This is a genomic window from Phyllobacterium sp. MT110 (genome assembly GCF_058792715.1).
Genome location: NZ_JBXAFE010000008.1, coordinates 87,066 through 113,238, shown reverse-complemented (window position 1 = coordinate 113,238; position 26,173 = coordinate 87,066). Strand labels below are relative to the sequence as shown.

Genomic DNA, 26,173 nt, shown 5'->3' with positions numbered 1-26,173 from the left:
CCCTGTTCTTTTGTGCGGCCTGAAAACGTAGGCCCTTTTTGCTTTTTGATCCGTGCCATGTCTTTTTTGTCTTTCTGTGTCTTTTATGTCTTGCGTTACAAAACGTAACGAGCTACACAAACAACAAGCCCGCTGATTTGGGTCGCGTACCGTGTAACAACATAACATCAAAACGAAGGAAACTCAAAGATGACTGACACCCTGAAAGCCCGCTGGAATGACGCTTTTCAAGCCGCTGACAAGTCCCAGAAATTGACCAGCGCCACGCGCAGCGCATTGAAATCCGCCATTGCCGAACACGGACTATGGAGCGATTTGCGCACGATGATGCTGCAGGGCCGCAACACCGGCCAACTCACAAAAGACGAACTGTTGACGGTGGCTTACATTCTGGAAATTCGCGTTGACGGTCTGTCTGTTGACGCGGCAGACAATGCAGACACGGCAACGCCTGACGAAACGGCACCGGCACAAAACCCGGTCGAGGCTGCGACCGATGTCAGCGACACGCCGTCCCTTGACGCTGCCATGACCGTTGCACGTGACGCGCTGGACAACCTTCGCCCGTTCATGAGCGACAAGGTAATCGGCCCTCTGGAAAACGCGATTGCGCATGTTGCCCTCGCTGCAAAAGACGATATCTCCAATGTCGTGCCATTGGCGTCAGTTCCGGCCGGAAGCCTGCCGCAAGCAAAGCCGGTTGCGCTGGAAAGCGTTGGATCACTCTTTCCTGTAAAATCCCCTTCCCTGCGCAGTCGCCACGTTCGTATGTGGAATGCGTCAGACGCGCCGCGCATTGACCGCGCTTTCGTCTTTCAAGACGATTTGCTTGAAGACGTGCTTGTTGCTCTTGAGCGCAGCGACACGATTTGGCTTGCAGGACCAAAAGGCACGGGCAAGACATCCTTGCCACGCGAGATTGCAGCCCGGACAAAGCGCCCATGCGTCCGCATTGCGCACCATAGGACAACCGAACCGGTTGAACTTATCGGTTCCATGTATCCATCAAGCAACGGCGGGGTCGAATGGAAAGACGGCGTGTTGACTGCGGCCATTCGCCGGGCCGGTACGATCATCATTCTGGACGAACCGACGTTTTGCCGGGCTGGTGTCTTGGCGCTCTATCAGACATTGCTTGACCACCGTTTCTTGACGCTTGCCGAACACAGCGGCGAGGTTGTGCCATGTGCGCAAGGCGTGACGTTTGTTATCGCAGACAACACGGCGGGCAATGGTGATGCAACTGGCAGGTATTCCGACACCAATAACATGAATGCCGCGTTCCTTGATCGTGCGGCCAAGATTTTGAGTGTCGATTACCTCCCTCGCAACCTTGAAATCCAAGCGCTCACCGCGAAAGCCGGTTGCCCTCAAGCCATGGCTGAAACCATTGTCGATTTTGCAGCCAAGACACGCAAGGCGGGCGAGCAGGGCGATATCACGGAAGGCTTGTCTTTCCGGCGCATGGTGGCATTCGCCCACGACCTGCTTGACGATATCGCCGCGCGTCGGGCTTTCCAGAACTGCATTATCAACCACGCGCCCGCCGACGACGCTGTCGCAATCAATGAGCTTGCGAAGGCCCATCTTGATTTCAATAAGCTGACCGGCAAGCCCGCCGTAAGCGCCGGAAAAGCCGCAACCGATTTTGATAGTGTGTCGCTTTAAGCGGCATACAAACACAACATTCAAGACAAAGGGAAACACTCAAATGACACTCGTTTATGACTATCTGGAAGGCGTCAAAATCGCCGCTGTCAAATCCTACGTTGACGCCACCGATGACCACCGCAGTCATTGGACTATCAAAACCGGTTATGTTGGTGAGACGGCGGCAATCGTTTGCCCTAAGCCCTACACTGATTTCGAATTGCACATGCCCGCCATGCCGATTGACGGCAAGCTGACCAAAAAGGAGGTCGAGCGCTTGACCGGCTATTGGCTGCATGAGGTGCTAGGCCATGCAGTGCAGACTGATTTCAAGGTCTGGGACGAAGCTGTCAAGCTTGGCCTGTCGCAGGAATTGAACGCCATTGAAGACGTGCGCATAGAACGCGGTATTGTCAACGCTGGCAAATACCCAAACGCCAAGCGCTACCTTGAAGCCCTTTGCGAAAGCATCGCTTACAAGGCCGCGAAGGAAAACTTTGACTGGACCGATGACCGCGCCTTCCTGTCTTCTATTGCGTATATCGGGCGCGTGGAATTGCTTGGATACAACGTCCCCTCCCTGCCCGCTTTTTCAGCGCTGAAACCCCACATCCAAACCGCCTTGCGTCGGGTGCTTGACGCGATCGCCAAGACATCATCCGGCAAAAGCGGAACGTATGAATGTCTGGAAATTGCCAAGACACTGAAAAACGCTGTCAACAGCGCCAGACAACAGCAGCAGCAGGGCCAAGGACAGGGGCAAGCATCTGGACAACAGGGTCAGCAGGGCAAGGAACAGCAAGGCGACGCCGGGCAGACACAAAAGGCGCAGACAGGGAGTGGCAGCAGCGGACAAGGTTCGCGCGGGCAAGATACCCCGCAGAAGGGCGAAGGCGGAAGCGGCGCGGGTAAAGCCCGCAGCGCCGGATTTGATGATGCCCTTGCCACTAAGCCGACGGATATATCCGAACGTTTCGGGATGACCAAAAGATATGACGCCAATGAAGCCCATGCCGATGAAAAGCAGCGGCAACAATTCAGCGCCGGTCAAATATCTAGCTGGTGCGGCCAAGCAGAATATCCAATGCCGACAAACCAGCATGTGGATGACACAGTCTATGCGAAGTTGAAAAATATGCTGAAAGGCAACGCAAAGCTCCGCACAGACATCAAGAATATCGTGTCCGCCCCAGATCGTGTGTCCTTTGAGCGTTACCTTGAAGCTGGACGGCTGGACACGCGCCTTGCAGCCAAAATGCGGGCGGGTTCAACTCGCGTGTTCAAGCGCCGCCAAGAGGAAGACGGAACGCTTGCAGCGGTCTATTTCCTTGTCGATATCTCGCCGTCGATGCGGTCCAACGCTCGCAACATGTCCGCCGCGACACTCGCTATTCATATGGCGGAAGCCGTTGAACAGGCGGGCGCAAAGATCGAAGTTGCTGGATTTGACGACGAGAATAGTAGCAATTCCAGCGTTTTGCGGATTGCCAAGCCGTTCAATAAAAAGACGCGCGCATGTGCGGCGAGCATGGCAAATCTGGCCTTCTATCAGAGCAGCGGGACCAACATGTCACCGGCGATCATTCATGCCGCAAAGAAGTTGATGAAAGTGTCTGCCACCCGGCACATTCTTTTCGTTTTGACGGATGGTAATTGCGATTATCGTCCACTGGTTTGCAAAGACGCGGCGCTTGTTGCCGAAAGCATGGGCGCGGAAGTCATCGGCTTTGGCGTGGGGATTGATGTTTCTCGCTCATTTCGAAACGCGATCAAGGTTTCGGACGACATGGACGATATCGCCCGCACCGGCCTTGGAGTGCTGGCGCGGCAGTTGGCGAAAAAGGCTGCATGAGCATCCCCATTGCGGGCGCGGGTTGCCGCGCCCCTTTTCCTCTCAAATCATCAGGAAACAAAATCATGACACATGAACTGGAAGAACCAGCGACAGCATTGCAGCTTGATAAAAACGTGGCGCTTGTCCGGCTGGAAAAGCCGCTTTTTAGTCGCGTTAAACAGGGTGGCTTTGTCGCCGTCCGGCCATGCGCAGAAACATACGGCGGCAAAACGTTCCTAGGCGTTTATCTGGGAGAAATGGGAATCATGATGGGCTGGAAGGTCGAATCCGGCATTCTTTCCATCAAACGCGGATATGCGAACCCCGCGATATTCGTTCCTGATCTGGCGCAGATTATCTACGGCGTGGAAAGCTGGTGGGGTGCTATCAAATCGCCCGACGATTTGCGCACGATCACGGATAGCGACATCAACAACGTATGGTACGTGCAAGCGCTCAAAACACTGGAAACGGAGGCCGCAACATGACCGGCCTTGTGTTCGCGCTGTTCGTCTTCGCCTGTCTTGTCGCCGGGTTTTGCTGGTTCGCCTATTGGGAGGAACGTAGGAACAAGCGGCTTTTGAGCGAGTATAACGACAACCCGCAGAAATACGCGGAGGGCATGAACCATACGCATGTGCTGGCGCGCAAGAAAGGCAGGAACCGCAAATGACAGGTAATCTCTGGGTCAAACGCGCGATTGCTTCTAGTTCGTCCGCGTTGGTGTCTTGGTTCTTCGGGGGGTGTCGCTCTCTGGATGTTCACAGATGGTATGCATTGGGCGGTCCGAACCGGACCGTTTGCAGGGAGCTTTACAATACTGGCGGGAACGTTCGCCGTGTTCATAACCATTCTGGCCGCAATTGTTGCGATAGGCGCGTGGGTTTGGGACGGGGCAGACTTGACAGAGTAAACCCCGCCGTTGAAATCTCCCCCTGTTGTCTTAGATCGCAGGGGGATTTTTTATGCGGGGGTTATCTATTGCCGTGGTGTGCGGGGTCTTGAGCGTTGCCGGTTGTCAGTCAGACGTACCGACATACATGCAGCCGAAAATCTATCCCGGACACTCGCAAGCCGAAATAGACAGATGCCAAATTGCGTCATTCAAAGAAATACCGCAGGCCGTCGGCTCTTTCCAGATGAATGACCCGAATCTGGTCACGGGCGCGCCGTCTGGACGTATCGTCCCGGTAGACATGAACAGGGGCTTGCGCGAGCGGTACATGGACCGATGCCTAGCGAAAAAATACAACCGGCTACAGCCACCTAAATAGCTGTTAAAAATCCAGATTTTACTAATATGTTTTGATTTTCTGGTGAATTTTCATTTTGAAATTTCAAACTTCGCGCAAAAGAAAACCCGCCGAATAAGGCGGGTTCTAATTTAGGGGAAACGTCAAAAAGTGACAACAGAAACGTAACGAAATAACGTTTCAAAGTCAAGCTGTCACCTCAAGTTTCTGGCTTATTTGCGACCCCGCCGAAGTGATCAATTTCCCCGACCGGAGTAAGCGTTGCAGAGAAGATTTCAGCATCTTCGTGTCTACAAAATCTTCGATTTCAACCGGCGGCTGCACATTGTCGTAAACCCATGATGGCGCGTAACGGGACTTGGACATATGCGATGCACCAAGCTCAAGGCCGCGCCCCGCCGCAGTGTGAATGCCTTGGATCAGGTAGTCGTCAACATCCTGATCGTGGTTGCCCGCGCCGCCCTGTGACGATGCCACGACAACAAAGACGCCCTTCTCCCACTTGAGCGTGATTTCATCGCCAGTGGATGAATAGTTGGATTTGTTCTTGGCGAGCGCATAGGTCACGCCGTCTTCATTCTTGCGCATGCCTAGCTTTTGCCGAACTGCGCCGTCCCACGCCGTGCTGCCCGATGACAGGTCTTTGCCCTGCATTGACGATTTGCTTGGGTGTGCGAGAACAAGGATTGCAGCCCCGGTTTCTTGCGCCAACTTGGCCAACGCCCCCTTGATGAAAAGGTTGACCTTGTATCGGTCATTTTCGTTGTCCGGGAATGTGTCGGCCACCGTGTCTACAATAATCAGGTCAAAGCCCTCTTTCTCGGTCAGAACTTTGACCCCCTTCCAGAAATCGGTGAGAGTGCCTTTGTTGGTCTGGGGATCGATGGTCATCAAGGCGTTGTCGATGTTTCCGACGCGGCTCCAATAGCCGACACCAACGTCCACTGTCTGCATGTCTGTCATCAGATGGGAGTTCACGTCCTCCTGTCTACGCCAGATCTCATCGAGCTTGTCTTCGCAGGCCAAGACAAGAGTCCTGCCCGCCTTCGTCGGCAGCCCCAACCAATCCGCGCCGATTGCCCGGCACGTGGAAAGCTGCTGCGCCAAAAGGGATTTGCCGGAACCGCCGGGCGCATAGAACGACGTGACCTCTGCAGCCGGTATCCATCCATCGACCAACCAGACACGGGCGGGTGCTGTCTTGCCCTTCCAATCCTTCGGGTACACAAGCACAGATGCGACCGAGTTCAGCAAATTGCTTTTGGCCTGCTGTGACACCGGGGGCTTTGAACCCAGATCAACGTCATCGAAAGCGTCCCGCGCGGCGGTTGCAGTGCCGTCTGTCCAGCCGTTCTGTCGGGCTTCCCAGATCAGAGAGCCAAGACCGACATTGCCGCGGTTGGAGACAGCAATATCGTTCTCCCATTTGTGTCTCGTGAAATCCGGGTCATCCTTGGGGCTGCGAGCTGAAAACTCTTCCCAGATGGCGAAAGCTTCCGCCTGTCGATCCTCATTGTCTCCGGCGCATGTCCTGAGTGCGAAACCCACCTTGAGCCAATCGTCCCAATGCCGGTCATCATCGTTCGGAATGGCTGCGACGATAGACGGAAGCTGTTCCCATTGTTCGTCTGTGACTTCGATCTGTGGAGCCGCTTGCACCTGTGCTTGATGGGTGCTTGTGCCGTTTACCTTGATTTTGGTGCATCCCATCCTTTCAAAGTGTTCGGCAATCCTTTCAATGGCGGTTTCGGCAGACATCACGTTCACCATGTCCAGCTCATCCGCGTTGCGCAGCGTAGACAAAATCCCGTATTCGGACCCGTCGGGGTGTGTTCCTGCAAGAACTACCTGTTGCCCGTCAGCAAGTAGCTCCACCGCAATTTCGTCGCCCGATACTGTCTTGGCAGACACGCGCATCTTGCGGAATTTTCCAGCGAACGGGTCAAGCCTGTAGACAAAAGCCCGTTTAACATAGGGCCTTCCGTTCGCATCTTTCCGACCTCGAAATACGTATCGCGCTCCAATCGTGTCGCGCAGGATCGTTTCAACTGCGGATGCCACCGCAGGAATGGAAATATCGATATCGAACGTTGGGTAGTATGTGGTCCGCAGGCCGACATTGTTTCGCTGCATGTCCCAGCGGTCAATGTCCTTGTCACCGACGACGTATGTTTCCCAATCCGGGAACATCGGGACTTTGCTACCGCGCGCAACGGCCACAAGTTCATCCTTAAAACCAAAGTCAGCCTGTGTTTTGAAGTTTCCAGCCATGTCATTGTCCCTGAAATCTGGCTTGACGCCTTATGTTCGCGCGCACGTTGAGCGCCGCGCGGAAATCGCTTGCGGTGGCAGCGCAGACAGTAATGTGTCTTTCGCCGGTCACGCTGACCCAGAACACTTTCCAGTGTTTGCGGCCCTTGATGGTTTGCTGCACTGTGCCGCCTACAGCGGCAATCTCTTCTCGCATTTCGCGTATAAGCCCCCGGCGCAGGTTCATTTGCGATACCTCGGGCCGGTCCAGCCGTCCGAGCTTACGGGCAGACCGCCAGCCCAGACCGGGGGAGTATTCATGATTTGCGCAATTGTGTCTGCTGTGTTTTTCTCATTTACCAACAAACATTCGTGGATCAGCTCGTCGTGCACAGACATGACGATACCGGGAATGCGGGTTTCAATCTTGACTGTTGCCTCTGCCAGCACGTCGCGGGCGACCGCCTGAGTGATGTTCTCGACCAACTTTCCGCCATAGGTCCGCAAGCGTTCCCATTTCCGGGTGTACTGGTTCATGCCCATGTAGGTAACTTCGAGACCGTATCTGCCCTGCTCAAGCGTGGCGTCCCGATACACAAGGTATCGCGTGGAGGGCAACTTTATGAGCAAATGGCCCGCTGTCCTGCCGGAAGTGGAAACACCAATCTGGACACGTCTTCCGGCGGGGCCGACAAAGTGTCTTGTGCCGGGGGAAGCGATTGCACGGACACAAGCCTCCTGTATCAGACGCCAGTAAGAGACAATTGACGGATTGTTTGCTCGCCAACCTTGAACAGCCCGTTCGGAAAAGTCATCGGACAGCGACAAGCCGTAGGTTTTGGCGGTGTCTTGGAATTTGGACCAGCCCATGCCGAAACCGCAGGCAAGAACCAGAACTTTGCCAAGTTGGCGATCACTAGAGCCCATCTTGTTCGCGGTATAGACATACACGTCGTCGCCGCTCTCAAAGACACTCAAGATATCGTCTTGCCCGGCTAGCCACGCGACAACGCGAGCCTCGATCTGGGACAAGTCGTTTTGTGCGAAGATGCATTTTGCGGATGCAGCGAAACAGCCGCGTATCACCGAAGACACGGCATCCAAAGGATTGAGGAACAGACCTACTTCGTCCGGCCCTGCCCCCTTCAACACCATGGCGATAATCTCGGCCACGCGCTTTGTGGTGGGTCTGGGTAGGTTTTGAATTTGGACCAGCCGACCGGCCCAACGCCCGGTGCGGTTCGCACCGTAGTATTGTATCAGCCCTCGCACTCGCCCGTCCCGGCAGACAGTGTTCAGCATGGCCTCAAGTTTGGACGTGGAGCTTTTGGCGGCGTTCTGGCGCAGCTCAAGCACTTCGCGCGCCACAGGGGTCAGTCTGCTTGCGAGCGCGCCTATGATCGCTTCCTTGTCCAGAGAAAGCACATGCGGGTTGTTCTTTTGGACGAATGCCAGAATGCGGGCAACCTGATTGCAGGTTGTCACCTCCCCGCCGGTCAATTGCTGCATGCGCCGGTCAAGGTCTTGCTTCTCGTAGTCTGTGAACTTTTTCAGTTCTGAGACAAGCTGCATGTCCAACTGGACGCCGCGCTCATTAATTTGGAGGTCGGCCATCCAGACTTGCTGTTCCGTGTCCGGCAGTTCGGGGATTTTGTCCGAGACGGCGCGTTCGGCTGCAACGTCCTGTTTGCAATAATCATAGAGGCCGGGGAGCAATGACGGGTCGGCGTCATGCCACCAAGTCCCGTCTTTGCGGGGCTTGCTCAACTTGCGCATGAGCGCAGCGCCGATCTTGTCTTTGAGTATGCTTGCGCCACAGGCAAACGCTGCCATGTCCAAAGACAGGGGCAGGCCCCAATATGCGGCCGCAGCCATGGTGTCCCGGAGCTGGTAGACACGCAACGCTGGCCAGCCTAGACGAGGAACACATATCCGGTTCCAAATGGCATATTCGAACGCCGCGTTCCATGCGTGGACCTTGCGGCCACCCATGACATAGTCCGAGATTGCCTGCGGCAGCGGTTGCCCCTCGATCCAGATATCTACAGGTCCGTTGCCGAAGGCATAGGCCATGCAGAAAACGTCCGTAGAGCTGTCTTCTGCATAGCGCCACGCGCCCGACTTTTTGAGGTCCACTCGTGAACGTGTCTCAAAGTCGATATATAGCTTATCAGCCATGCTGATTGACCAAGGCTTGCACGACGGTTTCAATGTTCTCGTACAGATCGTGGATGTTGCCGTGGTTGATGATGGTCGCGTGGCACAAGCTCTTGAGGTTGCCAAGTTCAGAGACATGCTCGCTTGAGACGCCCCGGTCAGCTGCGGGGCGATCCACATAAAGGACGTACCCGCCAAGGGCCTTTACAGTCTCGATTTCGTTGGGAAATCGCGTCCCTTCCTCGACAACAGACAGGCCGTCGGCAAGTACACGCTTGGCGCGGACGGTCCAATGATCGGTCCAGACCTTGGGGAAGATCATGCCCCGGCCCCACTCGGTGCCAAGGGTTTGCATGGCGTGACGAGGTGTCTTTCCGCCCAGACACGCCAACGGCATGTTTTTCAGACGACCTTCAAGATGTTCATTCGTCAGCCCAAAGGACCGCAACATGTCTTTCAGCGGTTGGCTGAAAGCCTCGCGCTCGAAGCCGTGAACATCCTGCAGATATTGCGCAACTTCGGATTTACCGGACTCGATAGGACCAGCAAGGGCGATGATCATTGGCTTTGCCATGGTCATTCTCCCCGGCCCTGATTGAGTTTTTCCACGACGGCGGAAATCTCACCGATCACGTCAAAGCCAAAATCTTTATTGTATCCGAGGAAGACAGAGCCATGCGCAGTCTGCCGGGCGAACGTGACCCGCTTGGGGTCTATGGCCACTCGCTGGCCCTTCCCTTCCGTGATCACGAACTTGTCAAATAGTTGAAGTCTGGAAGCCATGACGGCAGCTCCTATGCAGAAAACAATCGAAGGGTTTGGGGGGTGCGCCCGGCGGGGGAGGATTTCCGCCGGGCGCTGCAGACGATCAGCGGAAAGGATCACTGTCGTCTGTGTCTCCTGCATTTCCAGACACATCGCCAGCGTCATCGAATGCCTTGTTTGCTGCAGTGCGTCCGTCGAGGCGTGGCATGTCGAACTTGCCAATCTGGATATTCTCAAGACCCAGAGCTACGCCCTTGTTGCCGGACGTGTCATAGGCAAAAGGCTTCACGGTGATGCGGGCGAGCTGGCCAGCCCAAACGTCGTTGGGATCAAGGATGTCTTCACGGTTCGGGCCAACAATGCCGGGAGGATTTTTTGTCCAAGCATTGATGAAGACACAGCCGTCATCATAACCGGCATAATCCTTTTCCGAGGCGTCCCGGATGGGATTGCGCAGGTTGGCAGGCATCTTGTTGCCCCACTTTTCCTTGGCGCACTGAGCGATTGCGTCTTTCAGGGCCTTGAACTCTGGGGACTGTTGGGCCTCCTTGTCGAAGACAAGATTGACCGAGTAGCGTGGGTCCGCACCCTCAACAGGTGCGCGGGCAGTAAAGATGTTCGGGAATGAGAGAAGTCCGAACGGGGTACGAAGTGCAGCCATGTGATAGTCTCCTTATTACGATTGAACCGGTGGCTGCCGGGGTGTTGTCTACAGGTCAGCGTCTTCAAACGCGTTCTGCGGGCCTGTAGGTGCCGCAGAGCGAGTGTCTTCATCAGGCACAAGTGTCGTGCCGGAACTTTCTGCTGTGATTGCCGCGTCAAGGCCCATATCCTTGAGATCAAGAGCAAAACCCCTCTTGAGGGCCTTTTCCATCTGTGCGGGAGACAGCGGCTTAGGTTCGGTGCAGAGTTCACCGATACCGGTCGAACCCATCTCTTTCCTGAGAATTTCAAGCACTTGCTGTTCGTCGGTCCATTTACGGGTTGCCCGCTTGAGGACCAGCTTCCAGCCATTGACTGTCTTGCCGGTGTCAATGGCGTGAGACACAGCAGCGCGGACTTGCGCCACCCAACCGGAAATCAGTTCGGCCTGTGCGAGGATCGCCCCCAAATCATCCAGCGAAATAAGACCCGGATCAGGAGGCGTTGCTGTCACGTCGTCAAACTGTGTCTTGGCGATCTGCATGGCGTCCTTGCGCAGTTCCGGGCAACGCCCTGCAATGGGACACCAGCGACAATGTTTGCCTGTTTTGTAGGCCGTATTACCAGACAAAATCGCTTCAACAGTAGGAATGATGACCGTATCAGCCCACAAAAGCAGGTCGATTGTCGGGATTGTCCACTGCCGTACAGGTCCACCAGCGCCGTGAGCGCGGGGCTGCACAATCGTCAGACAAACATTGTTCGGGAGCCGGTATCCTTGCTCACTCAGATGAAGCAACGCGCCCAGACCGTAATACCGGAGCTGTGTGTTGTTCACAGCCTCGACAATGACCCCCGCACCATATTTGAGGTCCACGACATGCAGGGTGTCACCGGCATACGCGATGAAATCGGCGGTTCCGTATAGATCGGTCGGGCATGTCTTGCCCTCAACCTCCCATAGCGATTTCAACGACACGACCGTTTCGACCGCGTGATAGGCACTGCCGGACATCAACGTGCGGCAATGATCCACGAAAATCTGCACACCATCCGCCATTTCACGGGATACCTTGAACCCGTTGAAATCAAGATTGAGGAACAGGTCAGCGTCTTTCTGATCCCGCAAGCATGTCTCGGCCAACTCATGCGCTGCGGTGCCTTCGGCGGCAAAGACACTATCTTTGCGCGGTGGAGCATCCGGCAATGCCGAAAGCTCCCCCGATTTCGTGCAGTTCAACCAGATGGATGAACCGCTGGCCGACAAGACGGCATGAGCTTTCTCCGCCATTATTTGGCGTCCCATTTGGTCTTGAGGCTGGAAGCTTTTTCAAGCAAGTCAACGCCGTGTTCGTCGGCATCAATATCCATGAAGCTCTTGACGCCATATTCCTTGAGAACGGCCATGACATCGGACTTGGCATCCGGCTTGTTCGCGTAGATTTCCATCATGATCGCAACGCCCTTGTCGTAGGCGTCCTTGCCGGACAATGCCGACGCAGGTTCGTCCGCTGCGGGCGCAGGTTCGTCTTTTGCGGCGTCTTCGGTCGGCTCGGCTTTCGCCTTGGATTTCTTCTCCGCCTTGGGCGCGGGCGTTCCTGCCTTGGCGACATCTTCCGTGGCGTTGTTCGTCTGCGCGGTGATTAAATCAATGCTATATCCGCGATGGACAAGCTCGCCTGCCAGTTCCTTGTCCGTGTATCCGGCAAGCCCCTTGGCCTGCGCCGGGAAAGCATCTTCCCCTAGAATACCAATCGCAAGTTTCTGCAGTTCTGCACCCAATTCCGCGAGATCGTCTGCGACGACCGAGATTTTAAGCCCCATGACTGTTTCCTTTCTTTCAGCCAAAAAATTCCGCCAATTCTTGTGTTTTGCGGGTGATCACCCGCAAAACGAGTTCGTCCACGGTGCCGGTAGCGACAATGAGACGTGCCAGCACCGGCCTCGTCTGACCAATCCGCGAAGCTCGTTTTGCGGCTTGGTAGTTGTCCTTGGGCGTCCACGATGGTTCGCCCAAGATCACTTGATTTGACGCAGTCAGCGTCAGCCCCTCGCGACAAACCATCGTTTGCCCGATGAAAACCCTTGTATCCGGGTCGTTCTGGAATTGGTCCGCCAACCCCTGACGCTCAGCCATGGGAGTCCGACCATTTAGGACTACAGTCCTATAATGCTTCAATAGAGACGCGGTTTTGTCAATCGCCTCACTGTGGTTAAGGAAAATAATCCGCTTATCCACACCCCCAATAAGTTCGCTATCAACTAACTCCGCGATAACTTCTGCCTTGAGAACGCCGATGATCCGGCGTTGGGTGGAGAGCGCCACTTCCTGACTTTGCAGTGTCGCCAAAATTTCAGCTTCACTCTGGCAGCCGGCCAAAATGGCCTTGATCGTCTTGAACGATTGCTTCAAGAGCGAGCTGACCTGATCGTTGGTCGGCTTGACCTGAACAGGATGTTCCGCGAAGCGCAGCGGCGGCAGCTCCTTCAAAACGTCCGCAGAACGGCGTCCGAGGTAGTACGGCGCTACAATTTGCTTGAGGGCCTTGATATTCTTGGACCCCTGCACGACACGCCCGAACGGGGTATCCCGCACGTCGCAGAACCGGTCTTCAAACTCACTCTGTCGCAGGGGCTTGCCGTCTGCTTTCGCGATTGCATCGGGGAACAGCGCCCGAATGTGCGGGTAAAGTTCCCCTGCATGGTTCGGCATGATGGTGCCGGACGTTGGCCACCAATGGGTGTCGCCAACCGGATTTTGCCGCAGCAGATCACCATAAATTGATCGTGTGCGATTTGACCCGATGTTCCCCAAAGCGTGGGCTTCATCTGGAATGATCGCGTCCCATTTTGTCGAGATCGCAAACAACGCCCACGGGTTCGTGCATCGCCGTGCCTTTTTATCCCGGCGAGAGAACTTGTCGTAGTTCACAATGAGGATCGTCGGTTCTGTGCGGGATAGCGTCTTATATTTGGCATCCGTGCGGACGATGTTCGGCAGGGGCGCGGTTGTATAGAGGCTCCACCACATGCGGAACTCACGTTCCCAATTGACGAGCAAGACAGACGGGCAAATCACAAGGATGCGCTTTGCGCCAATTCTTGCTGCAGCCACTACAAGCTGTGCTGTCTTCCCTAGACCCGGCTCGTCGCCAAGAATGCGCGCCGGGCCAGCCGTCAGAAAGTTGGTGCCTGTCTCTTGGTAGTTCTTGAGAGAAAGCCCGCTCATTGGACCCCCTCCGCATACTTCTGAATGCTGGCGGAGACGGTCGAGAAATCGCGATTGATGATCTGGCCGATGACGTGGGTGGTCATGCCAAGCTCATGTCTGCAGCGATAGCAGAACTCATGCCGCGCCTTGGCAATGTCAGCCCGGCGGGATTTGCTCTTTATGTCTTCTGCGGCCACGCCGTGTTTCAGCGCTACGTCGAACAGGAGGAAGGCGGCGTTCATACCTTTATGTCTCCTGTGTAGGCTAGATAAGCCAACAAAAGAGCTTCCGCGCGCCCATGGTCCATCTTGCGCTGAAACAGGTTTGAGTATTTCGGGAACAGCTCAAGCACCTTGACGCGGGATGCGTCCTTGTCTTTGCCGACAAGGCCAAGCATGCCTTTCCACTTGGCGGGCGTCACATAGACAGTGCGGATTTCGTTCGCTGCGACAATGCCGCGGATAATCCCGAAAGCCGTCCCAAACTTGAAGGCCGACGACGATCCGTCGCGAGGCATGGAGTGAACGTCTTCAATGATCGCAACATCTATTTCGCCAAACGATTTGAGGTTGCGGGCAAGAATGCTGTCCATAATGACAGACCGGCCATTCGGCCCTGCCTTGCCTGTCGGGGTATCAAAGACCTTGACCGACATGAACGTTGTGTCGAGCAAGGCAATAGCGCCGGACGCGCCGGGATCTACACCAAGAATGCGGGTCATTCGCTGACCTCCAAGGGGGAAAGTAGATCCCGGATACGATCAGAAGGGATTTGAGGGGCGACCATTGCCGCCACCCGGATCAGGGCAATATGCCAACGGGCCGGAACAATTTGCCGGTGACGCCAGACGCGGATGTTACCTGCGCTCGGCGGCCGATATCCGCAGCGATTAATGGCGTCATTGATGGACCGGGGATCGCCCAGAAGGTCCAGTAGTTCGCCTACGTTGGTGGGTTTGTTGTTCATGTCTGTTTTGTCTTTTCATTAACCATCAAACGAGACTTAGAAGCGCCCGTTACAAATTGCAATGGTTTTATGTTGCGTGGTGTAGATGTCACGTGCTACAAACACGACACAAACAGACACGTAATATGCACCTGAAAGGCAAGATCATGACCAGACGTGGCCGCAGACTTATGCCGCCCGCAGACCTTACGGAAACGGAAGGTGCGAGCCCTGTAACACAGATACAGAACGAGAATTTTGCTAGGCGATTGCAGCAGATAATGGTTGAGCGGGGGTTGTCACAGTCCGACGTTGCCAGAGCCATCTGGGGCGAGATTACCAACGCGGACGGCAAAATCAGCGCCCGCAACCGGGACAGAATCAGTGTCTACCTCAAAGGCAAAACGGTGCCCGATCCGGTGAACCTTCAAAAGCTCGCGGAAGCCCTAGGCGTCGATCCGGCTGACCTTGCGCCCGACGTAATCGGCGCAACGATTGAGCGCGAAAACCCAGAGCTGTCTATGACTGTGGTCGCAGGGCATTCGGATAAGGTGTATCTGCGCATCAACAAGCTTTTGCCGCTGCAGTATGCGGTCAAAATTGTGAACGTGGTTGAGGAAGCCGACCGCTTTGCAAAAGGTTTGATCAAATCGGATAGATCGGAATGATAAGCCCGGCGAAACCCGCGAAGACCGGGAGGGGGTATAATACCCCTATAGGGGGTATATACACCCCTCACCTGTCTGAGGTTCGGATATGACCGACGAATTTCTCACTGACGCCGAAGCTGCAGCAATAATCCGCCGTAAACCATCGACGGTTGCTCGCTGGCGACGTGAAGGCAATCTCCCTTTCGTAGGGGGCCGACCTTGCCTTGTGCGTTTGTCTGTTTTTCTGGACTACATACAAGACAATAAGCATTTAGAACCAACACCCAAGACAGGAGACACAGACACATGTCTACAATCGCCCTCGGCAGCCCGCCACTCGTCAAAAATCGGGCTGGCAAATATGAGATCAGATTCAGCGAAAAGCTCGAAAACGGAGATTGGCGGAGCCGAACTGTATCGACGCGCACGGCAAGCAAGCCTGCTGCGCAGACGTTCCTGAAAGAATGGCTAGAAGCCGAACAGACGGCGGTCAAGAAAGCGACCGGGCAGGACGTAGGCGCGATCATTGATCGGTATCTACGCGCTCGCACGAACGACGCGGAAAAGTGGGCCTTGAAGCCGGTAAAGGAGTTCTTCAAGGATTACCTGCCGCAGAACATTGACGACGAAGTAATCGCAGAGTACCGCGCCGAGAAAAAGCACTTGAAGGACGGCACCGTAAGACGACAACTGGCGTCTTTGGTTGCGGCGATGAACTATTCAGCCAAGCACAAGCACATCAAGCGTGATGACATTCCGCAAATTGAACTACCGTCACAGTCCCCCAGAAAAGAGTTATTCTTGGATGAGAACCAAGAAACCGAATTTCACGCTTTTGCCATGGGCGACAGCATAGGTGAAAAACGCCTGACCCGTGTAACCCGGTTTGTGGCTATCGCTCTCGATACCTCGTCTCGCAAGGGAGCGATTGAAACACTGACATGGGATCGCGTGGACTTGAAGCACGGGTTGATAGATTTCCACGTGACCGGCGCGAAGATCACCAACAAGCGCCGCGTCAAGGTTCCCATCGCTGACCGGCTCATGCCGGTACTGGAACGCGCCTACAAAGAGCGCATTTCCGAATACGTCATAGACGAGGGTGCTATCCGCAAGAGCTATGACACCTTCCGCGAACGTACACCCCATCCGTGGGTCACGCCCCATGTTATGCGCCATACATGGGCAACGCTCGCGGCACGTGCCGGGGTCGCGCTATGGGACATCGCCGGTGTTCTGGGCGACAACGAAGCCACCGTGCGCAAGCACTATCTGCATCATTGCCCGGAGCATCTACGCGGTGCGGTCAACAGAAGAAATTTTTAACCATACCCTCTTGCGCACCGTTACAAACTGTAATATGTGTGTTTTGTAGGTTATTAAAACCAACACTCAGGACACGACAAACAAATGAACATCGCAGACCGTCTCATAAAGGTATTGATGCCGTTTTCGCAGGAATACAGACACATGCGGCAGCTTTTGCTGCAGTCCTGCGCCCGGAACAAAGAAGCTGTTGAAGTGCTGGACATGCAGACGAACGCCCTGTCGGAAAGCCATGCGACTATCAACATCATGGGCCGGGAATTGGGATGGGCGATCATGGAGCGCGAACAGGCGCTTCATGTCCTGCGATTGGTAGACAGCGGGCATTACCCCGACATCGTATTGCGGTCGTTTCTCAACGCCCGCGATAGCCAAAACATGCATTGAGGTTCAAAATGGTCGACATAAAATCAGGCAAGCCGGATGCCGCTATCGACGGCGTTGGAGTTGATGCGGAAATCTCCCAAGATGGGAATGTTGTGACTTCTACAGGTCGAATGATTGCCCCTTGGGGCTGGAAATCCCTATACCCTAAAGCCTTGTATCCGGGAACCTTGGAGGACGCGGAAAGGCAGTTTATAGCGGCAATGACGCAAGCACCTTCGCCGTCGGGGATATTATCTGGTTTTCGACCGGGTACGATATACGCCGATGATGTGGCCGCTAAAGACACGTACCGTACACAGCCAAGGTCGTATCGCATGACACGGATTTTCCGTGACCGCGATGCACGGCTGTCACCCGATGAACGCCGAGATTATCTAATGCGGGACATCGAAAGCCACATTCTGAGCAATGTTCACTCTCGCGGCAGGTACAAAGAAAAACAGGACCATAAACAGGGCGGCATAACGGCCACCATGGACGTGTCTCTGAGCGATTTTGTTTCGGGTATGGGTGAGACACCGCTGATTGACGACGAGAAGATCACCCGCGAGGTCAAAGAGGCCGTGTGGTCGGGGTTGCAGCACGTCTTGGCCGATGAAATTCGCACCTTGGAAGCCCGCGACGGCTATCAGGATGACGTGCGAGCGGATGCCCTGCGGAACCTCCAAGACAAGTTGGAGAAGACCCTGTGAACAGCAAAGAAACCCGCTGGACTGATGAAATGATTGATTACCTCGTGTCTGCTTATGTCACAGACACGCCATGCAAACAAATCGCTGCAGCCCTTGGCAAATCTCACGGCGCGGTTCGGGAAGCGGCACGGCGGTACGGGCTGGCAGACAAAGAGCGGGTGCGGCGGGTTGCGAGTGAGCGTTTCCGCCGGATGCATGCCGAGGATGAAGATTTCAAACGGCGTCTGCAAGACACGCATGCGCGACAGCGTGAAAGGGCGGCGGAAATCCCCGACGACATCCGGCACCTGAAAAGGAAGCTGCGCCGGGAAGGAATACCCGTCACCGAGCGAGACAAGATGATCAACGAGTTATTGCGACAAAGAAAGGAACAGCAATGAGCCGACTGAATGAGATTTTGAACAGCCCTTCCCTGTCACCGGAGGGGAAAGCCGTCATCGGTGCTTTTATGAACCTCACCTACGAGGCTGCGCAGGTTGACGAAACCAGCAAAACCACGGGCGATGCTGTGCTTGATGAAGCAATCGAAACGCTCCGGCAGAAAGGCGAAGGCGCGCTTGCAGACAAGCTCCATGGGGTATCCTTGGCGTTTGCCCGTGTCGTCGTGAGTACCGGGACGGCCTACGCTGAAACGATTGCCACCATGGAGACAGCCGACAAGGTAAAGGGCCTTTTTTCGGCGCTTGGCGGGGCGGAGGGCGTTAAAAATGGACGTTAATCTTGCCACCGAAAAGTGCCTCAAGACAGCGACCTATGTCGGTTATGAACGTGTCCACAACATCTGCAAAGGCACGTTCGTTGATGTGCCTTGGGGGAACGCCGATTGGTTCGGCGCATGCTTTGTGGCTGCAATTGTCGCTGCATTGACCCTGTTCTTGCTGGTGCTAGCCGTTGGCACGATCCGCATGGTGATTTTCGACCGGTTCTGAAACCAGCGTGTTTTGTCGCGTTATGCGCGCGACAAAACAAGCAAATTTGAAAGCAAAGAAAATGGCAAAACTGACAAATTACATGCGGGAAACAATAGCCAACTTGGCTGTTGCGCACACTTTTGACCCACGAAAAGCGGCACTGGACAAAGCAGAAGATGCCCTTGCGCGGGAGGCATATGCCTCGATTTACCCGGAAGCCGAACTGAAAAAGGTCAATGCGCTTCCCGGCAATTGGTTTCGCCCGGATGCGTGTCTGCGCTTCAACGTCGGCGGTTTAACAATCCGACTGAACGTCATCGGGGGTGGCTTGCCTGTCCCATACCGTGCAAAGGGCGAGAAACAGGGCGGTTTTCACTGCAACCAATTGGGGGTCATCCCCCACGGCGATCTGTGCGACCGCATTCAGGCCCACGCGACGGCATGTGAAAAGTACAAGGAAGAACGCACGGCGGCGGCGAAAGCCTGCGCGGTCATGCTGTCTCGCGTCACGACCACCGCAAAGCTGTCAGAGGCTTGGCCGGAGGGCGAACAGTTCTTCAAGAAATTCCACGACGAGCCAAAAGCAGCTTTGCCCATGGTCCGAGTGGATGAGGTCAATTCCTTGCTCGGATTGGCCGCAGCCTGATCACCCACACAAACAGAGGAATGTCACATGTCTACAGACAAGATCACCAACTACGCCGAAGCCCTCGCCAGCGTGAAAACTGCGCGCAACACCTCAAACCTCTCAAATCTCGCCCACGCGCGGATCATGGTCGAACAGCGAATAGAGGAATTGACGGCGCTCGCAAAAGAAATCGACTTGGCAGGCTCCGACGTCGACAACACGACCGACATACAGGTCCGCACTCTCTACTCACGTGCGCAGGGTACGCGCTGACATGACCGAATATTTCACCCCGGACGAACTGCACGTTGAGGCGTGGCCCCCTCGTCAAAAGGGCGGTCAGCATGTCGGCGGCGGTTCGTCTGGGGTGAAAGTTACCCACATTCCGACCGGAACCGTAGCCGTCTGTGTCTCGCACCGGTCGCAGCACATCAACAAACTCATAGCGCTGGACATGATCCTGTCTGCGCTTTCTCACCCCAAATTCAGATAAGGAGAACCCGAAATGCCATCCGTTTATGAGAATGCCGTGGCCGAAGGACTTACGGCTTTCAATGTCAATGCCCGCGACACCCGCACGGCGAACAGCTTCCGGGCTGCAGGCGCTCACGCAAGTGATGTCTTGGAAACCACTCGGAAAGTGCGCCTGCGCCTTGTGGATATGTTGTCAGGGATTACAGGCGACCCGATTGCAATAAAAGCGCATCAATCTGGCGAAAAAACAAACGGTGCCAACGTCATGCCGAGTGTCTTGGTCGGCGTGGCGCGTCCACTCTCTGATCTTGACGCTGAGCTGTACGCCATCAACGAAATCATCGACCAGATCAACGAGCAAATTGGGTAGTTGATATGTATCTGCACGATTGGGAAAACACAGGTCTGGAAGGTCTTAAAGCGGATTTCAGGATCACGGACGCAGACCTTGCAGGCGTGTCTATCCTGATCGCGTCATACACCTATGAGAACTACAGCGGTGATGCGTTTGTCCTGTTTGAAAAAGACGGCAAACTCTACGAAGTGGCCGGGGGTCACTGCTCTTGCCATGGTCTTGAGGAACAATGGGAGCCGGGCGAGACATCAATTCACGCCCTAATCCGTGCCTTAAACGGCAGGAGCCGGTGGCGACCCTACGACTATGATCCAGACGGACCCGACGAGTTGAAAACTTGGAGGGCTATCTGGGAATACGTCGTCTGGAACTTTGACGGCGACTATCTGGACTGAGTGCTTTTGATGACGCGCGCCCCGATCCGCAACGTAATAGGCCGGTTCGGGCGCTGTTTCACCGCTTCATCGAATGCCGCTTGGCCGATGAGAACATTAGTGCACATGGCGAGGATATAGCGAACGTGCGCTTGCCGTTCGTCCCATTCCTCAACTCTAAATTCCAAATCTGATGTGTCCATGCCTGCACGATAAAGCATGAACAAAAAGAGAACAAGAGGCAAAATTGTGAGTACAGCAACTTTCAGAATGTTGGCGGATGGTGCAACGCTGGATGCCCACGCAACTGACACAGATGTGCATCTTCTCGTCACGACAAGCTGCGACCCAGACAACGAAGAACACGTAATACTGAGCCGGAATACAGCGAAAATCCTCGGCCTCGTTTTGCTTGGCTTGGCAGAACCGGAGGACTGTTGAGATGTCACAGACAGAAACCACGATAATCGCTGAACTCATTTCACGCCTAGAGCAAGCCAGCGGTGGTGACAGGGAGTTGGATATCCTAATTGGTAATCTATTCCCTCCCAAGAAAATTCAGAGTGATGGGAGTTGGTTTGAACGTGATGACTTCGCGCGCTACCCCAAGGTAACTTTCTCTGTAGACGCTGCCCTGTCATTGGCTGAGAGGGTGTTGCCGGGGTGGTCTTGGCGCGTGGCTTCCTGCTGCGTGTCAGATGATGCATGGGTCGAGCCAGACTACAATTGCCCTATACATGGTGAGCGTTTGAAAATGGAATTCCCCGAAGGCCGGATTGATTGGGTCGATCTCACTGACGTTGACCTCCGTCCATCAGGCAGGCCAGCTATTGCCCTATGCATTGCGATCCTTCGGGCACGTGGAGCGAACGGATGACACAGACAGAACCGAAAATGACCGAAGCCGAAGCCCGGAAGATTGTTCGTCCCTACACTGGCCGTCTTGGCCAAAAACACAACCCAGACAAGTGTTGCGCCAGCTTGTTCGGGGATTGGTCTTCGTACCAATGCGGGAATAAAGCCAAAACGTTCTATGCAGAAGGGCTTGGGTACTGCGGCACACACAACCCGGAGATGGTGAAGAAAAAGCGGGCGGACAGGGAGGCCGCTTGGAGAAAAGCTCGTGCGGATAGACAGGAAGTGTACCGCCTGCAAGGGCTGCGGCAGGAATTTCAAGAGGCGTCTGCGATTGCGATTAACTCAATCGCCGCCGGGCATAACGACCCCCGCGCCCTTTGTTTGTCTCTGCTTGAAAAATTTGCAGAGTTGTTTCCAGAAAAAACTAATACTTGAGATAGTGTTTGTCTGCGGTGCCTGACATCGCAGACAATACAATTTACGCGGATACCTGCCATAGACTTTCGCGGATGTTCTGTTATTGAATCCCTGTATAAGGGGACACCAGCATGGCGCGCTTTTTATATTATCCTTTCTTCACCATATTCTTATGTATTTCTACAAGTGCTTTTGGCGTCAATTTACAGTGCAGCAGTTTCAGTCCGCTACTCCAAGATAACACGCTAGAACGCCCACGTTTGCCGGACTGTGTTTCGGCGTCATATCCTTTTTCGCACAGTTACGATTTTCAAAACTGCAAGGACCAGATCGAAGATTACCGGTCGAAATTAAACAGCTATCTCGCTTGCCTCGACAGTGAATCAAAGGAGGCCGTCTCTGAGTACAATCAGGCGGTTTCCGCGTTCAACCGGCGCGCTCAACAGTAGGGAGCTGGCACCATCCACCCCACGGGAAAAGCAGCAGTGATCCGCAGCACACAGGGCCGAAAGTGCAGAAAATCGGCATCACTTTTGTTGGCCAACATAAGACAAAATGAAGCTTTGAAAACTCACATTTGTTGTTTTTATTCGTAAAATCCGTGTCTTTTGTGTCTTGAATCAACCATCAAACTCCATTGGTAATGGAGAGGTCGAGAGTTCAATCCTCTCTCGCAGCACCAGTCTTTTCGATGATCGGACGATCATTCCGTGTGCGAACGTTATCCACAGATCATTTTGACGGCACAGCCTGATCGCTGACCAGGGGTCATGTTCCGCTGACGCGCTTGTAGTGGGCTGATTCGCTGCCCATGCATGCCCGCAGGACGCCGACGATACTGCCCAAGCGCGATGCCGCCTTGACCAGTGTTCTTCCGCGCGTGAACGGCACGGCGATCAGATAAAGACAAAGCGACAGCAGGCGGCCAATGAGCGAGCCGGGCAAACGCAGGAGCGTTGCGGCCCTGTGCTTGTTCAGCTTGCTGCCCATTTCAATGATGCTGATGTCCCGGCTGCGCCGGTATTGATAGGCGAAGGTCAGCCGGTCCTGCGGTACGGTTTCATAGGCGACGGCCGCCGGGGTCCAGCCTGTCTTGGCACCGAGCCTGCGCGCGTCCGCCCACAAGCGCCAATCCTCGCCGCCAGCCAGGGCAAGCGCATTGTCGAAACGCACGCCGGTTCTGCGGAAGAATGCCAGATCTCCCATCCAGCTGCCGGTGGCGATCCGTATCCGGTCGCCCTGTCCGGCATTGCGCCTGCGCAGATACTTTGCTTCGCTGTTCCGGTTGGCGCGGTCCATGCCGGACCAGATCATTTTCTGCCACACCGTCACATCCGGACCATGCGGCGCGAGCCGAACCGGAGACCCGACAATATCAAAATCAAAGGCATCGCGCTCGGCAAGCAGCTGAACGAGCCAGTCCGGTTCGACCGTTTCGTCGTCGTCGGCAAAGGTCAAAAGGTCATCGCCGGCATCGAGCGCACAGTCCAGAACCCGATTGCGGGCAAAGGCAATGCCGAGACGCGGCTCAACTTCGTACTGAACGGTGGACTGCGGCAGCAGTGCCCGGAACGTTTCCACCACGTCGGAAAGGGTTGGCTGATCATTGTTCTCGACCACGACAAAACGGATGCTGGTACCCGTCGGAACCTGCATCCGCGCATAGGATTCGAAGAGGTTTTTCAGCATCATCGGCCGATTGCGGGTGATGGTCCCGACGCAGATGCTGCGTTCCCTCACCGTTTCTGCGGACACAGGATTTCCCATCATCAACCGGTAACGGATTTGCGCAGGACATTCAGCCAGCCATCGGTCCGGCGAACGATCTTGCGGGGCAGGAGCAGCATGTCATGCTGCGGTGTCGCCCGGCCGCGCTGGGTGGTGGTTGCGGTGGTATATCCCGCCTCCTCAACCATTTGCCTGACCTCCCCGGAAAAATCACCATAGGGATAGCAAAAGGCATCCACCGTGCTGCCCAGCATGTCTTCGAGTTCGTGGCGCACATCGGCAATCTGACGCCGCGCCTCGTCCGGGCTGACCTCGGTCAAGTGCACATGATCGAGCGTATGCGCACCGACTTCATGCCCCGATGCCGCCCATTCCAGCATTTCCGCGCGGGACATGCAGGGGGAATGGGGAACGCCGACATCGGCATCCCATATGTTGGAGCCACCGATCTGCCGGCTGACAAAATAATTCGTGGCGGTAAAGCCAAGCGCATCCAGCACCGGCAGCGCATGCGTCATGACGTTGCGAAATCCGTCGTCAAAGGTGATGCCCACCACTTTGCCGGTCTTTTGGCCCGCCAGGTAGGGCTGCAAATCCCGCATCGACAATCCGGCATACCCCATGCGCTTGAGCCATTTCATCTGGCGATGGAAGTTGGCCGGATCGACGGTCAGATAGCGGAACGGACTGCCGCGCCCTGCCGGTTTGTCAATCTGATGGTACATCAGGATGGGTATGGGCATTTTATGCGAACTCAAATGAAAGTGGACCGGGTTGAAATTTCAGACATGACATATGACGGTATCCATCGAATATAGGAGAAACAGCTGCAGCGCCAATTCTAGCTCCGGCGATCATACTTGTCGCGCGATCTGTATGTTACGTTTTCAACATGACGCCTGGGTTGCCGCGGGCAAGATTCGGCCTATGGACCACTCAGTAGGCGCATGCGGCCATTTCCCGCGCGAATCGCTCGACCCACCATTTTGCAGCGGGTCCAAGCGGATGGTCGGCCATGTGGAGGGCAAAGAGCGAATAGTGGCTCTCCGGATAGGGTTCAAGGTCGAGTTTCACCAACCGGCCTTCGGCAACGTCGTCCTTTATCATCCACTTGGGCAGGCCGCCCCAACCCAATCCAGCGACCATCAGCTCATGCTTGATACCCACATCGGTCAGCCGCCACGTCCGGTAGGCGAAAACGCCAAAGTTCCGGCCCTTGGTCTGTTCGGAAAGGTCAGTCACCACAAGCTGGACGTGATCGCGGATGAAGGAGAGCGGCACCGGCCCCTTGTACAGGGCCAGGGGATGATCCGGCGCGGCAGCGGGTGTCATGGTCATCTCGCCAACCCGGATCGTGGTCAGGTCATCGCTGGTCTGAACTGGCGGCCCGCCAATACCGATATCCGCCTGCCGTTTTTGCACGAGATCCCATACCATGCCGAGCGCGCCGACATGCAGCCGCAGGCTCACGGTCGGGAACTGTTCCTGGAAGGCCTTCAGCACGGATATGAGCACCGGCGACGGCACGGACACGTCGACGACAATCGCTATCTCCGCCTCCAGCCCCGCCTTGAGACCCTCGGCACGCGCCCGCAGTCCCTGCAGCGCCGATGCCATTCGCCGGGCGTCCTCCAGCATGGCGACACCCGCCTCCGTCAGACGCGGTTCCCGGGTTCCGCCGCGGGAAAACAGCTGCAGCTCCAGCTGTGATTCCAGATTGGCGATCGTATAGCTGATAACCGACTGAGACCGGTTGAGATGGCGCGCAGCCGCGGAAAAACTGCCGGTATCGGCAACGGCAAGGAAGACCTGGAGCTGATCGAGAGTCGGATTTGGCTGCATGATATATCTAATCCATAGATGGGTTTGATAGATATTTTCCCAGTTTTCTAAATGGATGTCGAGCACCAAATTACGGGCATCAATTCATTGTCCTTTTTGGAAGGTACCAAAACCATGTCGTCCATACTTCTCATTACCTCAAGCCCGCGCGGCGCGGCTTCCCACTCGACACAGGTCGCCACGGAGTTTGCGCGTAAGCTACAGCGGGCAACACCGGGCAGCATCATTGTCACACGCGACCTTGCCAGCCGCCCGCTGCCGCACATCAATGCCGACTACACGGCCGGCATTTACACCCCCGTGGAGGCACGCACCGCCGAACAGCAGCGGGTTGTCTCGGTTTCGGATCAGGCCGTCGACGAACTCTTTGCCGCCGACAGCATCGTCATCTCGACGGGATTCATCAATTTCAGCATTTCTTCAACGCTGAAATCATGGATCGACCATATCGCCCGCGCCGGCAAAACCTTCAGCTACGGTGAAGATGGTCCCAAAGGTCTTGTCACGGGCAAGAAGGTCTATCTGGTGATCGCATCCGGCGGAATTTACTCCGCTGGCCCGGCATCCGCATTGGATCACGCGACACCTTACCTCAAATCCGTGCTTGGCTTCCTCGGCATGACCGATGTCGAAGTCATTCGCATCGAAGGCGTTGGCATGGGACCGGAAGCCGAAGCCAAGGCAATCGCCACGGCTCAGGAACAGACCAGTCATCTGGCTCTGGCTGCCTGACGCAGCGGGCTCCCGGGAGGTGGATTCGCGTCCACCTCTTTGATCCATTTTGGCAGTGATGCTGATTTTAATCGAGGGACGCCCATATATAC

Annotated in this window: 33 protein-coding genes and 1 pseudogene; 19 read left to right on the top strand and 15 right to left on the bottom strand. The window is 55.3% G+C overall.

The features are described from left to right. Positions 1 to 189 precede the first annotated feature (189 nt). The 4 genes from AC1Q5O_RS25315 to AC1Q5O_RS25300 all read left to right on the top strand — a co-directional run bounded on the left by AC1Q5O_RS25315 (position 190) and on the right by AC1Q5O_RS25300 (position 4,157). On the top strand, positions 190 to 1,668 hold the full coding sequence (locus AC1Q5O_RS25315; RefSeq protein ID WP_492566833.1) for an AAA family ATPase: 1,479 nt from the start codon (positions 190 to 192) through the stop codon (positions 1,666 to 1,668). Positions 1,669 to 1,711: 43 nt separating this feature from the next. Then, positions 1,712 to 3,502 (top strand): VWA domain-containing protein, encoded by a 1,791-nt coding sequence (locus AC1Q5O_RS25310; protein WP_492566831.1) that lies wholly within the window; start codon positions 1,712 to 1,714, stop codon positions 3,500 to 3,502. Positions 3,503 to 3,567: 65 nt separating this feature from the next. Beyond that, positions 3,568 to 3,972, top strand: a complete 405-nt coding sequence (locus AC1Q5O_RS25305; protein ID WP_492566829.1) for a hypothetical protein — start codon at positions 3,568 to 3,570, stop codon at positions 3,970 to 3,972. Beyond that, positions 3,969 to 4,157, top strand: a complete 189-nt coding sequence (locus tag AC1Q5O_RS25300) for a hypothetical protein (RefSeq protein WP_492566828.1) — start codon at positions 3,969 to 3,971, stop codon at positions 4,155 to 4,157. The genes AC1Q5O_RS25305 and AC1Q5O_RS25300 overlap by 4 nt, the downstream gene beginning before the upstream one ends. Before the next feature lie 766 nt (positions 4,158 to 4,923). Here the strand turns inward: AC1Q5O_RS25300 and AC1Q5O_RS25295 are convergent. The 12 genes from AC1Q5O_RS25295 to AC1Q5O_RS25240 all read right to left on the bottom strand — a co-directional run bounded on the left by AC1Q5O_RS25295 (position 4,924) and on the right by AC1Q5O_RS25240 (position 14,728). Continuing rightward, positions 4,924 to 7,008, bottom strand: coding sequence for an AAA family ATPase (locus AC1Q5O_RS25295; RefSeq protein ID WP_492566826.1), 2,085 nt, complete (start codon positions 7,006 to 7,008; stop codon positions 4,924 to 4,926). A 1-nt stretch (position 7,009) separates the two neighbouring features. After that, a complete protein-coding gene (locus tag AC1Q5O_RS25290; protein WP_492566824.1) occupies positions 7,010 to 7,234 on the bottom strand; it encodes a hypothetical protein in 225 nt (74 codons plus the stop codon). After that, positions 7,231 to 9,165, bottom strand: a complete 1,935-nt coding sequence (locus tag AC1Q5O_RS25285; protein WP_492566822.1) for a DNA polymerase — start codon at positions 9,163 to 9,165, stop codon at positions 7,231 to 7,233. The genes AC1Q5O_RS25290 and AC1Q5O_RS25285 overlap by 4 nt, the downstream gene beginning before the upstream one ends. Continuing rightward, a complete protein-coding gene (locus AC1Q5O_RS25280; protein WP_492566821.1) occupies positions 9,158 to 9,718 on the bottom strand; it encodes a deoxynucleotide monophosphate kinase family protein in 561 nt (186 codons plus the stop codon). Before AC1Q5O_RS25280 ends, AC1Q5O_RS25285 begins: the two co-directional genes overlap by 8 nt. Before the next feature lie 2 nt (positions 9,719 to 9,720). Further along, the gene (locus AC1Q5O_RS25275) at positions 9,721 to 9,927 is read right to left on the bottom strand and encodes a hypothetical protein (RefSeq protein WP_492566819.1); all 207 of its coding nucleotides are present in this window, start codon (positions 9,925 to 9,927) and stop codon (positions 9,721 to 9,723) included. 85 nt (positions 9,928 to 10,012) lie between these two features. Continuing rightward, positions 10,013 to 10,570, bottom strand: coding sequence for an ssDNA-binding protein (locus AC1Q5O_RS25270; RefSeq protein ID WP_492566817.1), 558 nt, complete (start codon positions 10,568 to 10,570; stop codon positions 10,013 to 10,015). A 48-nt stretch (positions 10,571 to 10,618) separates the two neighbouring features. Further along, positions 10,619 to 11,842 (bottom strand): DUF2800 domain-containing protein, encoded by a 1,224-nt coding sequence (locus AC1Q5O_RS25265; RefSeq protein WP_492566815.1) that lies wholly within the window; start codon positions 11,840 to 11,842, stop codon positions 10,619 to 10,621. Then, the gene (locus AC1Q5O_RS25260) at positions 11,842 to 12,375 is read right to left on the bottom strand and encodes a hypothetical protein (RefSeq protein WP_492566813.1); all 534 of its coding nucleotides are present in this window, start codon (positions 12,373 to 12,375) and stop codon (positions 11,842 to 11,844) included. Before AC1Q5O_RS25260 ends, AC1Q5O_RS25265 begins: the two co-directional genes overlap by 1 nt. A 16-nt stretch (positions 12,376 to 12,391) precedes the next feature. After that, positions 12,392 to 13,780, bottom strand: a complete 1,389-nt coding sequence (locus tag AC1Q5O_RS25255) for a DEAD/DEAH box helicase (protein ID WP_492566811.1) — start codon at positions 13,778 to 13,780, stop codon at positions 12,392 to 12,394. Next, positions 13,777 to 14,004, bottom strand: coding sequence for a helix-turn-helix domain-containing protein (locus AC1Q5O_RS25250; RefSeq protein WP_492566809.1), 228 nt, complete (start codon positions 14,002 to 14,004; stop codon positions 13,777 to 13,779). The genes AC1Q5O_RS25255 and AC1Q5O_RS25250 overlap by 4 nt, the downstream gene beginning before the upstream one ends. Beyond that, entirely contained in the window at positions 14,001 to 14,483 is a 483-nt protein-coding gene (locus tag AC1Q5O_RS25245; protein ID WP_492566807.1) for a hypothetical protein, read from the bottom strand. The genes AC1Q5O_RS25250 and AC1Q5O_RS25245 overlap by 4 nt, the downstream gene beginning before the upstream one ends. Then, on the bottom strand, positions 14,480 to 14,728 hold the full coding sequence (locus AC1Q5O_RS25240) for a hypothetical protein (protein WP_492566806.1): 249 nt from the start codon (positions 14,726 to 14,728) through the stop codon (positions 14,480 to 14,482). Before AC1Q5O_RS25240 ends, AC1Q5O_RS25245 begins: the two co-directional genes overlap by 4 nt. Before the next feature lie 146 nt (positions 14,729 to 14,874). Here AC1Q5O_RS25240 and AC1Q5O_RS25235 point away from each other — a divergent pair, with 146 nt between their 5' ends. From AC1Q5O_RS25235 to AC1Q5O_RS25170, 14 genes and pseudogenes are all read left to right on the top strand, one after another. Further along, a complete protein-coding gene (locus AC1Q5O_RS25235) occupies positions 14,875 to 15,375 on the top strand; it encodes a helix-turn-helix domain-containing protein (RefSeq protein ID WP_492566805.1) in 501 nt (166 codons plus the stop codon). An 88-nt stretch (positions 15,376 to 15,463) separates the two neighbouring features. After that, positions 15,464 to 15,610, top strand: a pseudogene (locus AC1Q5O_RS25230) (helix-turn-helix domain-containing protein); the annotation flags it as partial. A gap of 53 nt (positions 15,611 to 15,663) precedes the next feature. Beyond that, positions 15,664 to 16,683 carry a tyrosine-type recombinase/integrase gene (locus AC1Q5O_RS25225; protein WP_492566803.1) on the top strand — a complete coding sequence of 340 codons (1,020 nt, stop codon included), beginning with the start codon at positions 15,664 to 15,666 and terminating at the stop codon, positions 16,681 to 16,683. Positions 16,684 to 16,767: 84 nt separating this feature from the next. Continuing rightward, positions 16,768 to 17,070 carry a hypothetical protein gene (locus AC1Q5O_RS25220; RefSeq protein WP_492566801.1) on the top strand — a complete coding sequence of 101 codons (303 nt, stop codon included), beginning with the start codon at positions 16,768 to 16,770 and terminating at the stop codon, positions 17,068 to 17,070. 8 nt (positions 17,071 to 17,078) lie between these two features. Then, positions 17,079 to 17,762 (top strand): hypothetical protein, encoded by a 684-nt coding sequence (locus AC1Q5O_RS25215; RefSeq protein ID WP_492566799.1) that lies wholly within the window; start codon positions 17,079 to 17,081, stop codon positions 17,760 to 17,762. Further along, entirely contained in the window at positions 17,759 to 18,142 is a 384-nt protein-coding gene (locus AC1Q5O_RS25210; RefSeq protein WP_492566797.1) for a hypothetical protein, read from the top strand. Before AC1Q5O_RS25215 ends, AC1Q5O_RS25210 begins: the two co-directional genes overlap by 4 nt. After that, positions 18,139 to 18,480, top strand: coding sequence for a hypothetical protein (locus AC1Q5O_RS25205; RefSeq protein WP_492566795.1), 342 nt, complete (start codon positions 18,139 to 18,141; stop codon positions 18,478 to 18,480). Before AC1Q5O_RS25210 ends, AC1Q5O_RS25205 begins: the two co-directional genes overlap by 4 nt. Continuing rightward, the gene (locus AC1Q5O_RS25200; RefSeq protein ID WP_492566793.1) at positions 18,470 to 18,691 is read left to right on the top strand and encodes a hypothetical protein; all 222 of its coding nucleotides are present in this window, start codon (positions 18,470 to 18,472) and stop codon (positions 18,689 to 18,691) included. Before AC1Q5O_RS25205 ends, AC1Q5O_RS25200 begins: the two co-directional genes overlap by 11 nt. Positions 18,692 to 18,752: 61 nt before the next feature. Beyond that, the gene (locus tag AC1Q5O_RS25195) at positions 18,753 to 19,319 is read left to right on the top strand and encodes an Nmad5 family putative nucleotide modification protein (RefSeq protein ID WP_492566791.1); all 567 of its coding nucleotides are present in this window, start codon (positions 18,753 to 18,755) and stop codon (positions 19,317 to 19,319) included. Positions 19,320 to 19,346: 27 nt separating this feature from the next. Further along, positions 19,347 to 19,574, top strand: coding sequence for a hypothetical protein (locus tag AC1Q5O_RS25190; protein ID WP_492566789.1), 228 nt, complete (start codon positions 19,347 to 19,349; stop codon positions 19,572 to 19,574). A gap of 1 nt (position 19,575) precedes the next feature. Then, complete coding sequence (locus AC1Q5O_RS25185; RefSeq protein WP_492566787.1) at positions 19,576 to 19,794, top strand: peptide chain release factor-like protein; 219 nt, start codon at positions 19,576 to 19,578, stop codon at positions 19,792 to 19,794. Positions 19,795 to 19,806: 12 nt separating this feature from the next. After that, the gene (locus AC1Q5O_RS25180; RefSeq protein ID WP_492566785.1) at positions 19,807 to 20,145 is read left to right on the top strand and encodes a hypothetical protein; all 339 of its coding nucleotides are present in this window, start codon (positions 19,807 to 19,809) and stop codon (positions 20,143 to 20,145) included. A 5-nt stretch (positions 20,146 to 20,150) separates the two neighbouring features. Beyond that, positions 20,151 to 20,525: a hypothetical protein gene (locus tag AC1Q5O_RS25175; protein WP_492566784.1), complete on the top strand. Its 375-nt coding sequence runs from the start codon at positions 20,151 to 20,153 to the stop codon at positions 20,523 to 20,525. An 852-nt stretch (positions 20,526 to 21,377) separates the two neighbouring features. Further along, complete coding sequence (locus AC1Q5O_RS25170; protein WP_492566782.1) at positions 21,378 to 21,797, top strand: hypothetical protein; 420 nt, start codon at positions 21,378 to 21,380, stop codon at positions 21,795 to 21,797. A 750-nt stretch (positions 21,798 to 22,547) separates the two neighbouring features. On the opposite strand, the gene AC1Q5O_RS25165 is transcribed toward AC1Q5O_RS25170, so the two are convergent. The 3 genes from AC1Q5O_RS25165 to AC1Q5O_RS25155 form a co-directional block, all read right to left on the bottom strand. Continuing rightward, a complete protein-coding gene (locus AC1Q5O_RS25165; protein WP_492566780.1) occupies positions 22,548 to 23,534 on the bottom strand; it encodes a glycosyltransferase family 2 protein in 987 nt (328 codons plus the stop codon). Between the two features lie 14 nt (positions 23,535 to 23,548). Continuing rightward, positions 23,549 to 24,250, bottom strand: a complete 702-nt coding sequence (locus tag AC1Q5O_RS25160; RefSeq protein WP_492566778.1) for a polysaccharide deacetylase family protein — start codon at positions 24,248 to 24,250, stop codon at positions 23,549 to 23,551. Positions 24,251 to 24,443: 193 nt separating this feature from the next. Further along, positions 24,444 to 25,349: a LysR family transcriptional regulator gene (locus tag AC1Q5O_RS25155; protein ID WP_472461776.1), complete on the bottom strand. Its 906-nt coding sequence runs from the start codon at positions 25,347 to 25,349 to the stop codon at positions 24,444 to 24,446. A gap of 114 nt (positions 25,350 to 25,463) precedes the next feature. On the opposite strand from AC1Q5O_RS25155, the gene AC1Q5O_RS25150 reads away from it, so the two are divergent. After that, complete coding sequence (locus AC1Q5O_RS25150) at positions 25,464 to 26,081, top strand: FMN-dependent NADH-azoreductase (RefSeq protein WP_492566776.1); 618 nt, start codon at positions 25,464 to 25,466, stop codon at positions 26,079 to 26,081. Positions 26,082 to 26,173 lie beyond the last annotated feature (92 nt).

What these genes read in the sequence shown, in the direction of transcription:
- AC1Q5O_RS25285 (WP_492566822.1), bottom strand. Translation starts at nt 9,165, where the DNA reads ATGGCTGATAAGCTATATATCGACTTTGAGACACGTTCACGAGTGGAC.
- AC1Q5O_RS25185 (WP_492566787.1), top strand. Translation starts at nt 19,576, where the DNA reads ATGACCGAATATTTCACCCCGGACGAACTGCACGTTGAGGCGTGGCCC.
- AC1Q5O_RS25275 (WP_492566819.1), bottom strand. Translation starts at nt 9,927, where the DNA reads ATGGCTTCCAGACTTCAACTATTTGACAAGTTCGTGATCACGGAAGGG.
- AC1Q5O_RS25205 (WP_492566795.1), top strand. Translation starts at nt 18,139, where the DNA reads ATGAGCCGACTGAATGAGATTTTGAACAGCCCTTCCCTGTCACCGGAG.
- AC1Q5O_RS25290 (WP_492566824.1), bottom strand. Translation starts at nt 7,234, where the DNA reads ATGAACCTGCGCCGGGGGCTTATACGCGAAATGCGAGAAGAGATTGCC.
- AC1Q5O_RS25180 (WP_492566785.1), top strand. Translation starts at nt 19,807, where the DNA reads ATGCCATCCGTTTATGAGAATGCCGTGGCCGAAGGACTTACGGCTTTC.
- AC1Q5O_RS25190 (WP_492566789.1), top strand. Translation starts at nt 19,347, where the DNA reads ATGTCTACAGACAAGATCACCAACTACGCCGAAGCCCTCGCCAGCGTG.
- AC1Q5O_RS25195 (WP_492566791.1), top strand. Translation starts at nt 18,753, where the DNA reads ATGGCAAAACTGACAAATTACATGCGGGAAACAATAGCCAACTTGGCT.
- AC1Q5O_RS25220 (WP_492566801.1), top strand. Translation starts at nt 16,768, where the DNA reads ATGAACATCGCAGACCGTCTCATAAAGGTATTGATGCCGTTTTCGCAG.
- AC1Q5O_RS25245 (WP_492566807.1), bottom strand. Translation starts at nt 14,483, where the DNA reads ATGACCCGCATTCTTGGTGTAGATCCCGGCGCGTCCGGCGCTATTGCC.
- AC1Q5O_RS25225 (WP_492566803.1), top strand. Translation starts at nt 15,664, where the DNA reads ATGTCTACAATCGCCCTCGGCAGCCCGCCACTCGTCAAAAATCGGGCT.
- AC1Q5O_RS25155 (WP_472461776.1), bottom strand. Translation starts at nt 25,349, where the DNA reads ATGCAGCCAAATCCGACTCTCGATCAGCTCCAGGTCTTCCTTGCCGTT.
- AC1Q5O_RS25215 (WP_492566799.1), top strand. Translation starts at nt 17,079, where the DNA reads ATGGTCGACATAAAATCAGGCAAGCCGGATGCCGCTATCGACGGCGTT.
- AC1Q5O_RS25200 (WP_492566793.1), top strand. Translation starts at nt 18,470, where the DNA reads ATGGACGTTAATCTTGCCACCGAAAAGTGCCTCAAGACAGCGACCTAT.
- AC1Q5O_RS25280 (WP_492566821.1), bottom strand. Translation starts at nt 9,718, where the DNA reads ATGGCAAAGCCAATGATCATCGCCCTTGCTGGTCCTATCGAGTCCGGT.
- AC1Q5O_RS25270 (WP_492566817.1), bottom strand. Translation starts at nt 10,570, where the DNA reads ATGGCTGCACTTCGTACCCCGTTCGGACTTCTCTCATTCCCGAACATC.
- AC1Q5O_RS25255 (WP_492566811.1), bottom strand. Translation starts at nt 13,780, where the DNA reads ATGAGCGGGCTTTCTCTCAAGAACTACCAAGAGACAGGCACCAACTTT.
- AC1Q5O_RS25260 (WP_492566813.1), bottom strand. Translation starts at nt 12,375, where the DNA reads ATGGGGCTTAAAATCTCGGTCGTCGCAGACGATCTCGCGGAATTGGGT.
- AC1Q5O_RS25310 (WP_492566831.1), top strand. Translation starts at nt 1,712, where the DNA reads ATGACACTCGTTTATGACTATCTGGAAGGCGTCAAAATCGCCGCTGTC.
- AC1Q5O_RS25250 (WP_492566809.1), bottom strand. Translation starts at nt 14,004, where the DNA reads ATGAACGCCGCCTTCCTCCTGTTCGACGTAGCGCTGAAACACGGCGTG.
- AC1Q5O_RS25240 (WP_492566806.1), bottom strand. Translation starts at nt 14,728, where the DNA reads ATGAACAACAAACCCACCAACGTAGGCGAACTACTGGACCTTCTGGGC.
- AC1Q5O_RS25300 (WP_492566828.1), top strand. Translation starts at nt 3,969, where the DNA reads ATGACCGGCCTTGTGTTCGCGCTGTTCGTCTTCGCCTGTCTTGTCGCC.
- AC1Q5O_RS25295 (WP_492566826.1), bottom strand. Translation starts at nt 7,008, where the DNA reads ATGGCTGGAAACTTCAAAACACAGGCTGACTTTGGTTTTAAGGATGAA.
- AC1Q5O_RS25265 (WP_492566815.1), bottom strand. Translation starts at nt 11,842, where the DNA reads ATGGCGGAGAAAGCTCATGCCGTCTTGTCGGCCAGCGGTTCATCCATC.
- AC1Q5O_RS25170 (WP_492566782.1), top strand. Translation starts at nt 21,378, where the DNA reads ATGACACAGACAGAACCGAAAATGACCGAAGCCGAAGCCCGGAAGATT.
- AC1Q5O_RS25315 (WP_492566833.1), top strand. Translation starts at nt 190, where the DNA reads ATGACTGACACCCTGAAAGCCCGCTGGAATGACGCTTTTCAAGCCGCT.
- AC1Q5O_RS25235 (WP_492566805.1), top strand. Translation starts at nt 14,875, where the DNA reads ATGACCAGACGTGGCCGCAGACTTATGCCGCCCGCAGACCTTACGGAA.
- AC1Q5O_RS25175 (WP_492566784.1), top strand. Translation starts at nt 20,151, where the DNA reads ATGTATCTGCACGATTGGGAAAACACAGGTCTGGAAGGTCTTAAAGCG.
- AC1Q5O_RS25305 (WP_492566829.1), top strand. Translation starts at nt 3,568, where the DNA reads ATGACACATGAACTGGAAGAACCAGCGACAGCATTGCAGCTTGATAAA.
- AC1Q5O_RS25150 (WP_492566776.1), top strand. Translation starts at nt 25,464, where the DNA reads ATGTCGTCCATACTTCTCATTACCTCAAGCCCGCGCGGCGCGGCTTCC.
- AC1Q5O_RS25160 (WP_492566778.1), bottom strand. Translation starts at nt 24,250, where the DNA reads ATGCCCATACCCATCCTGATGTACCATCAGATTGACAAACCGGCAGGG.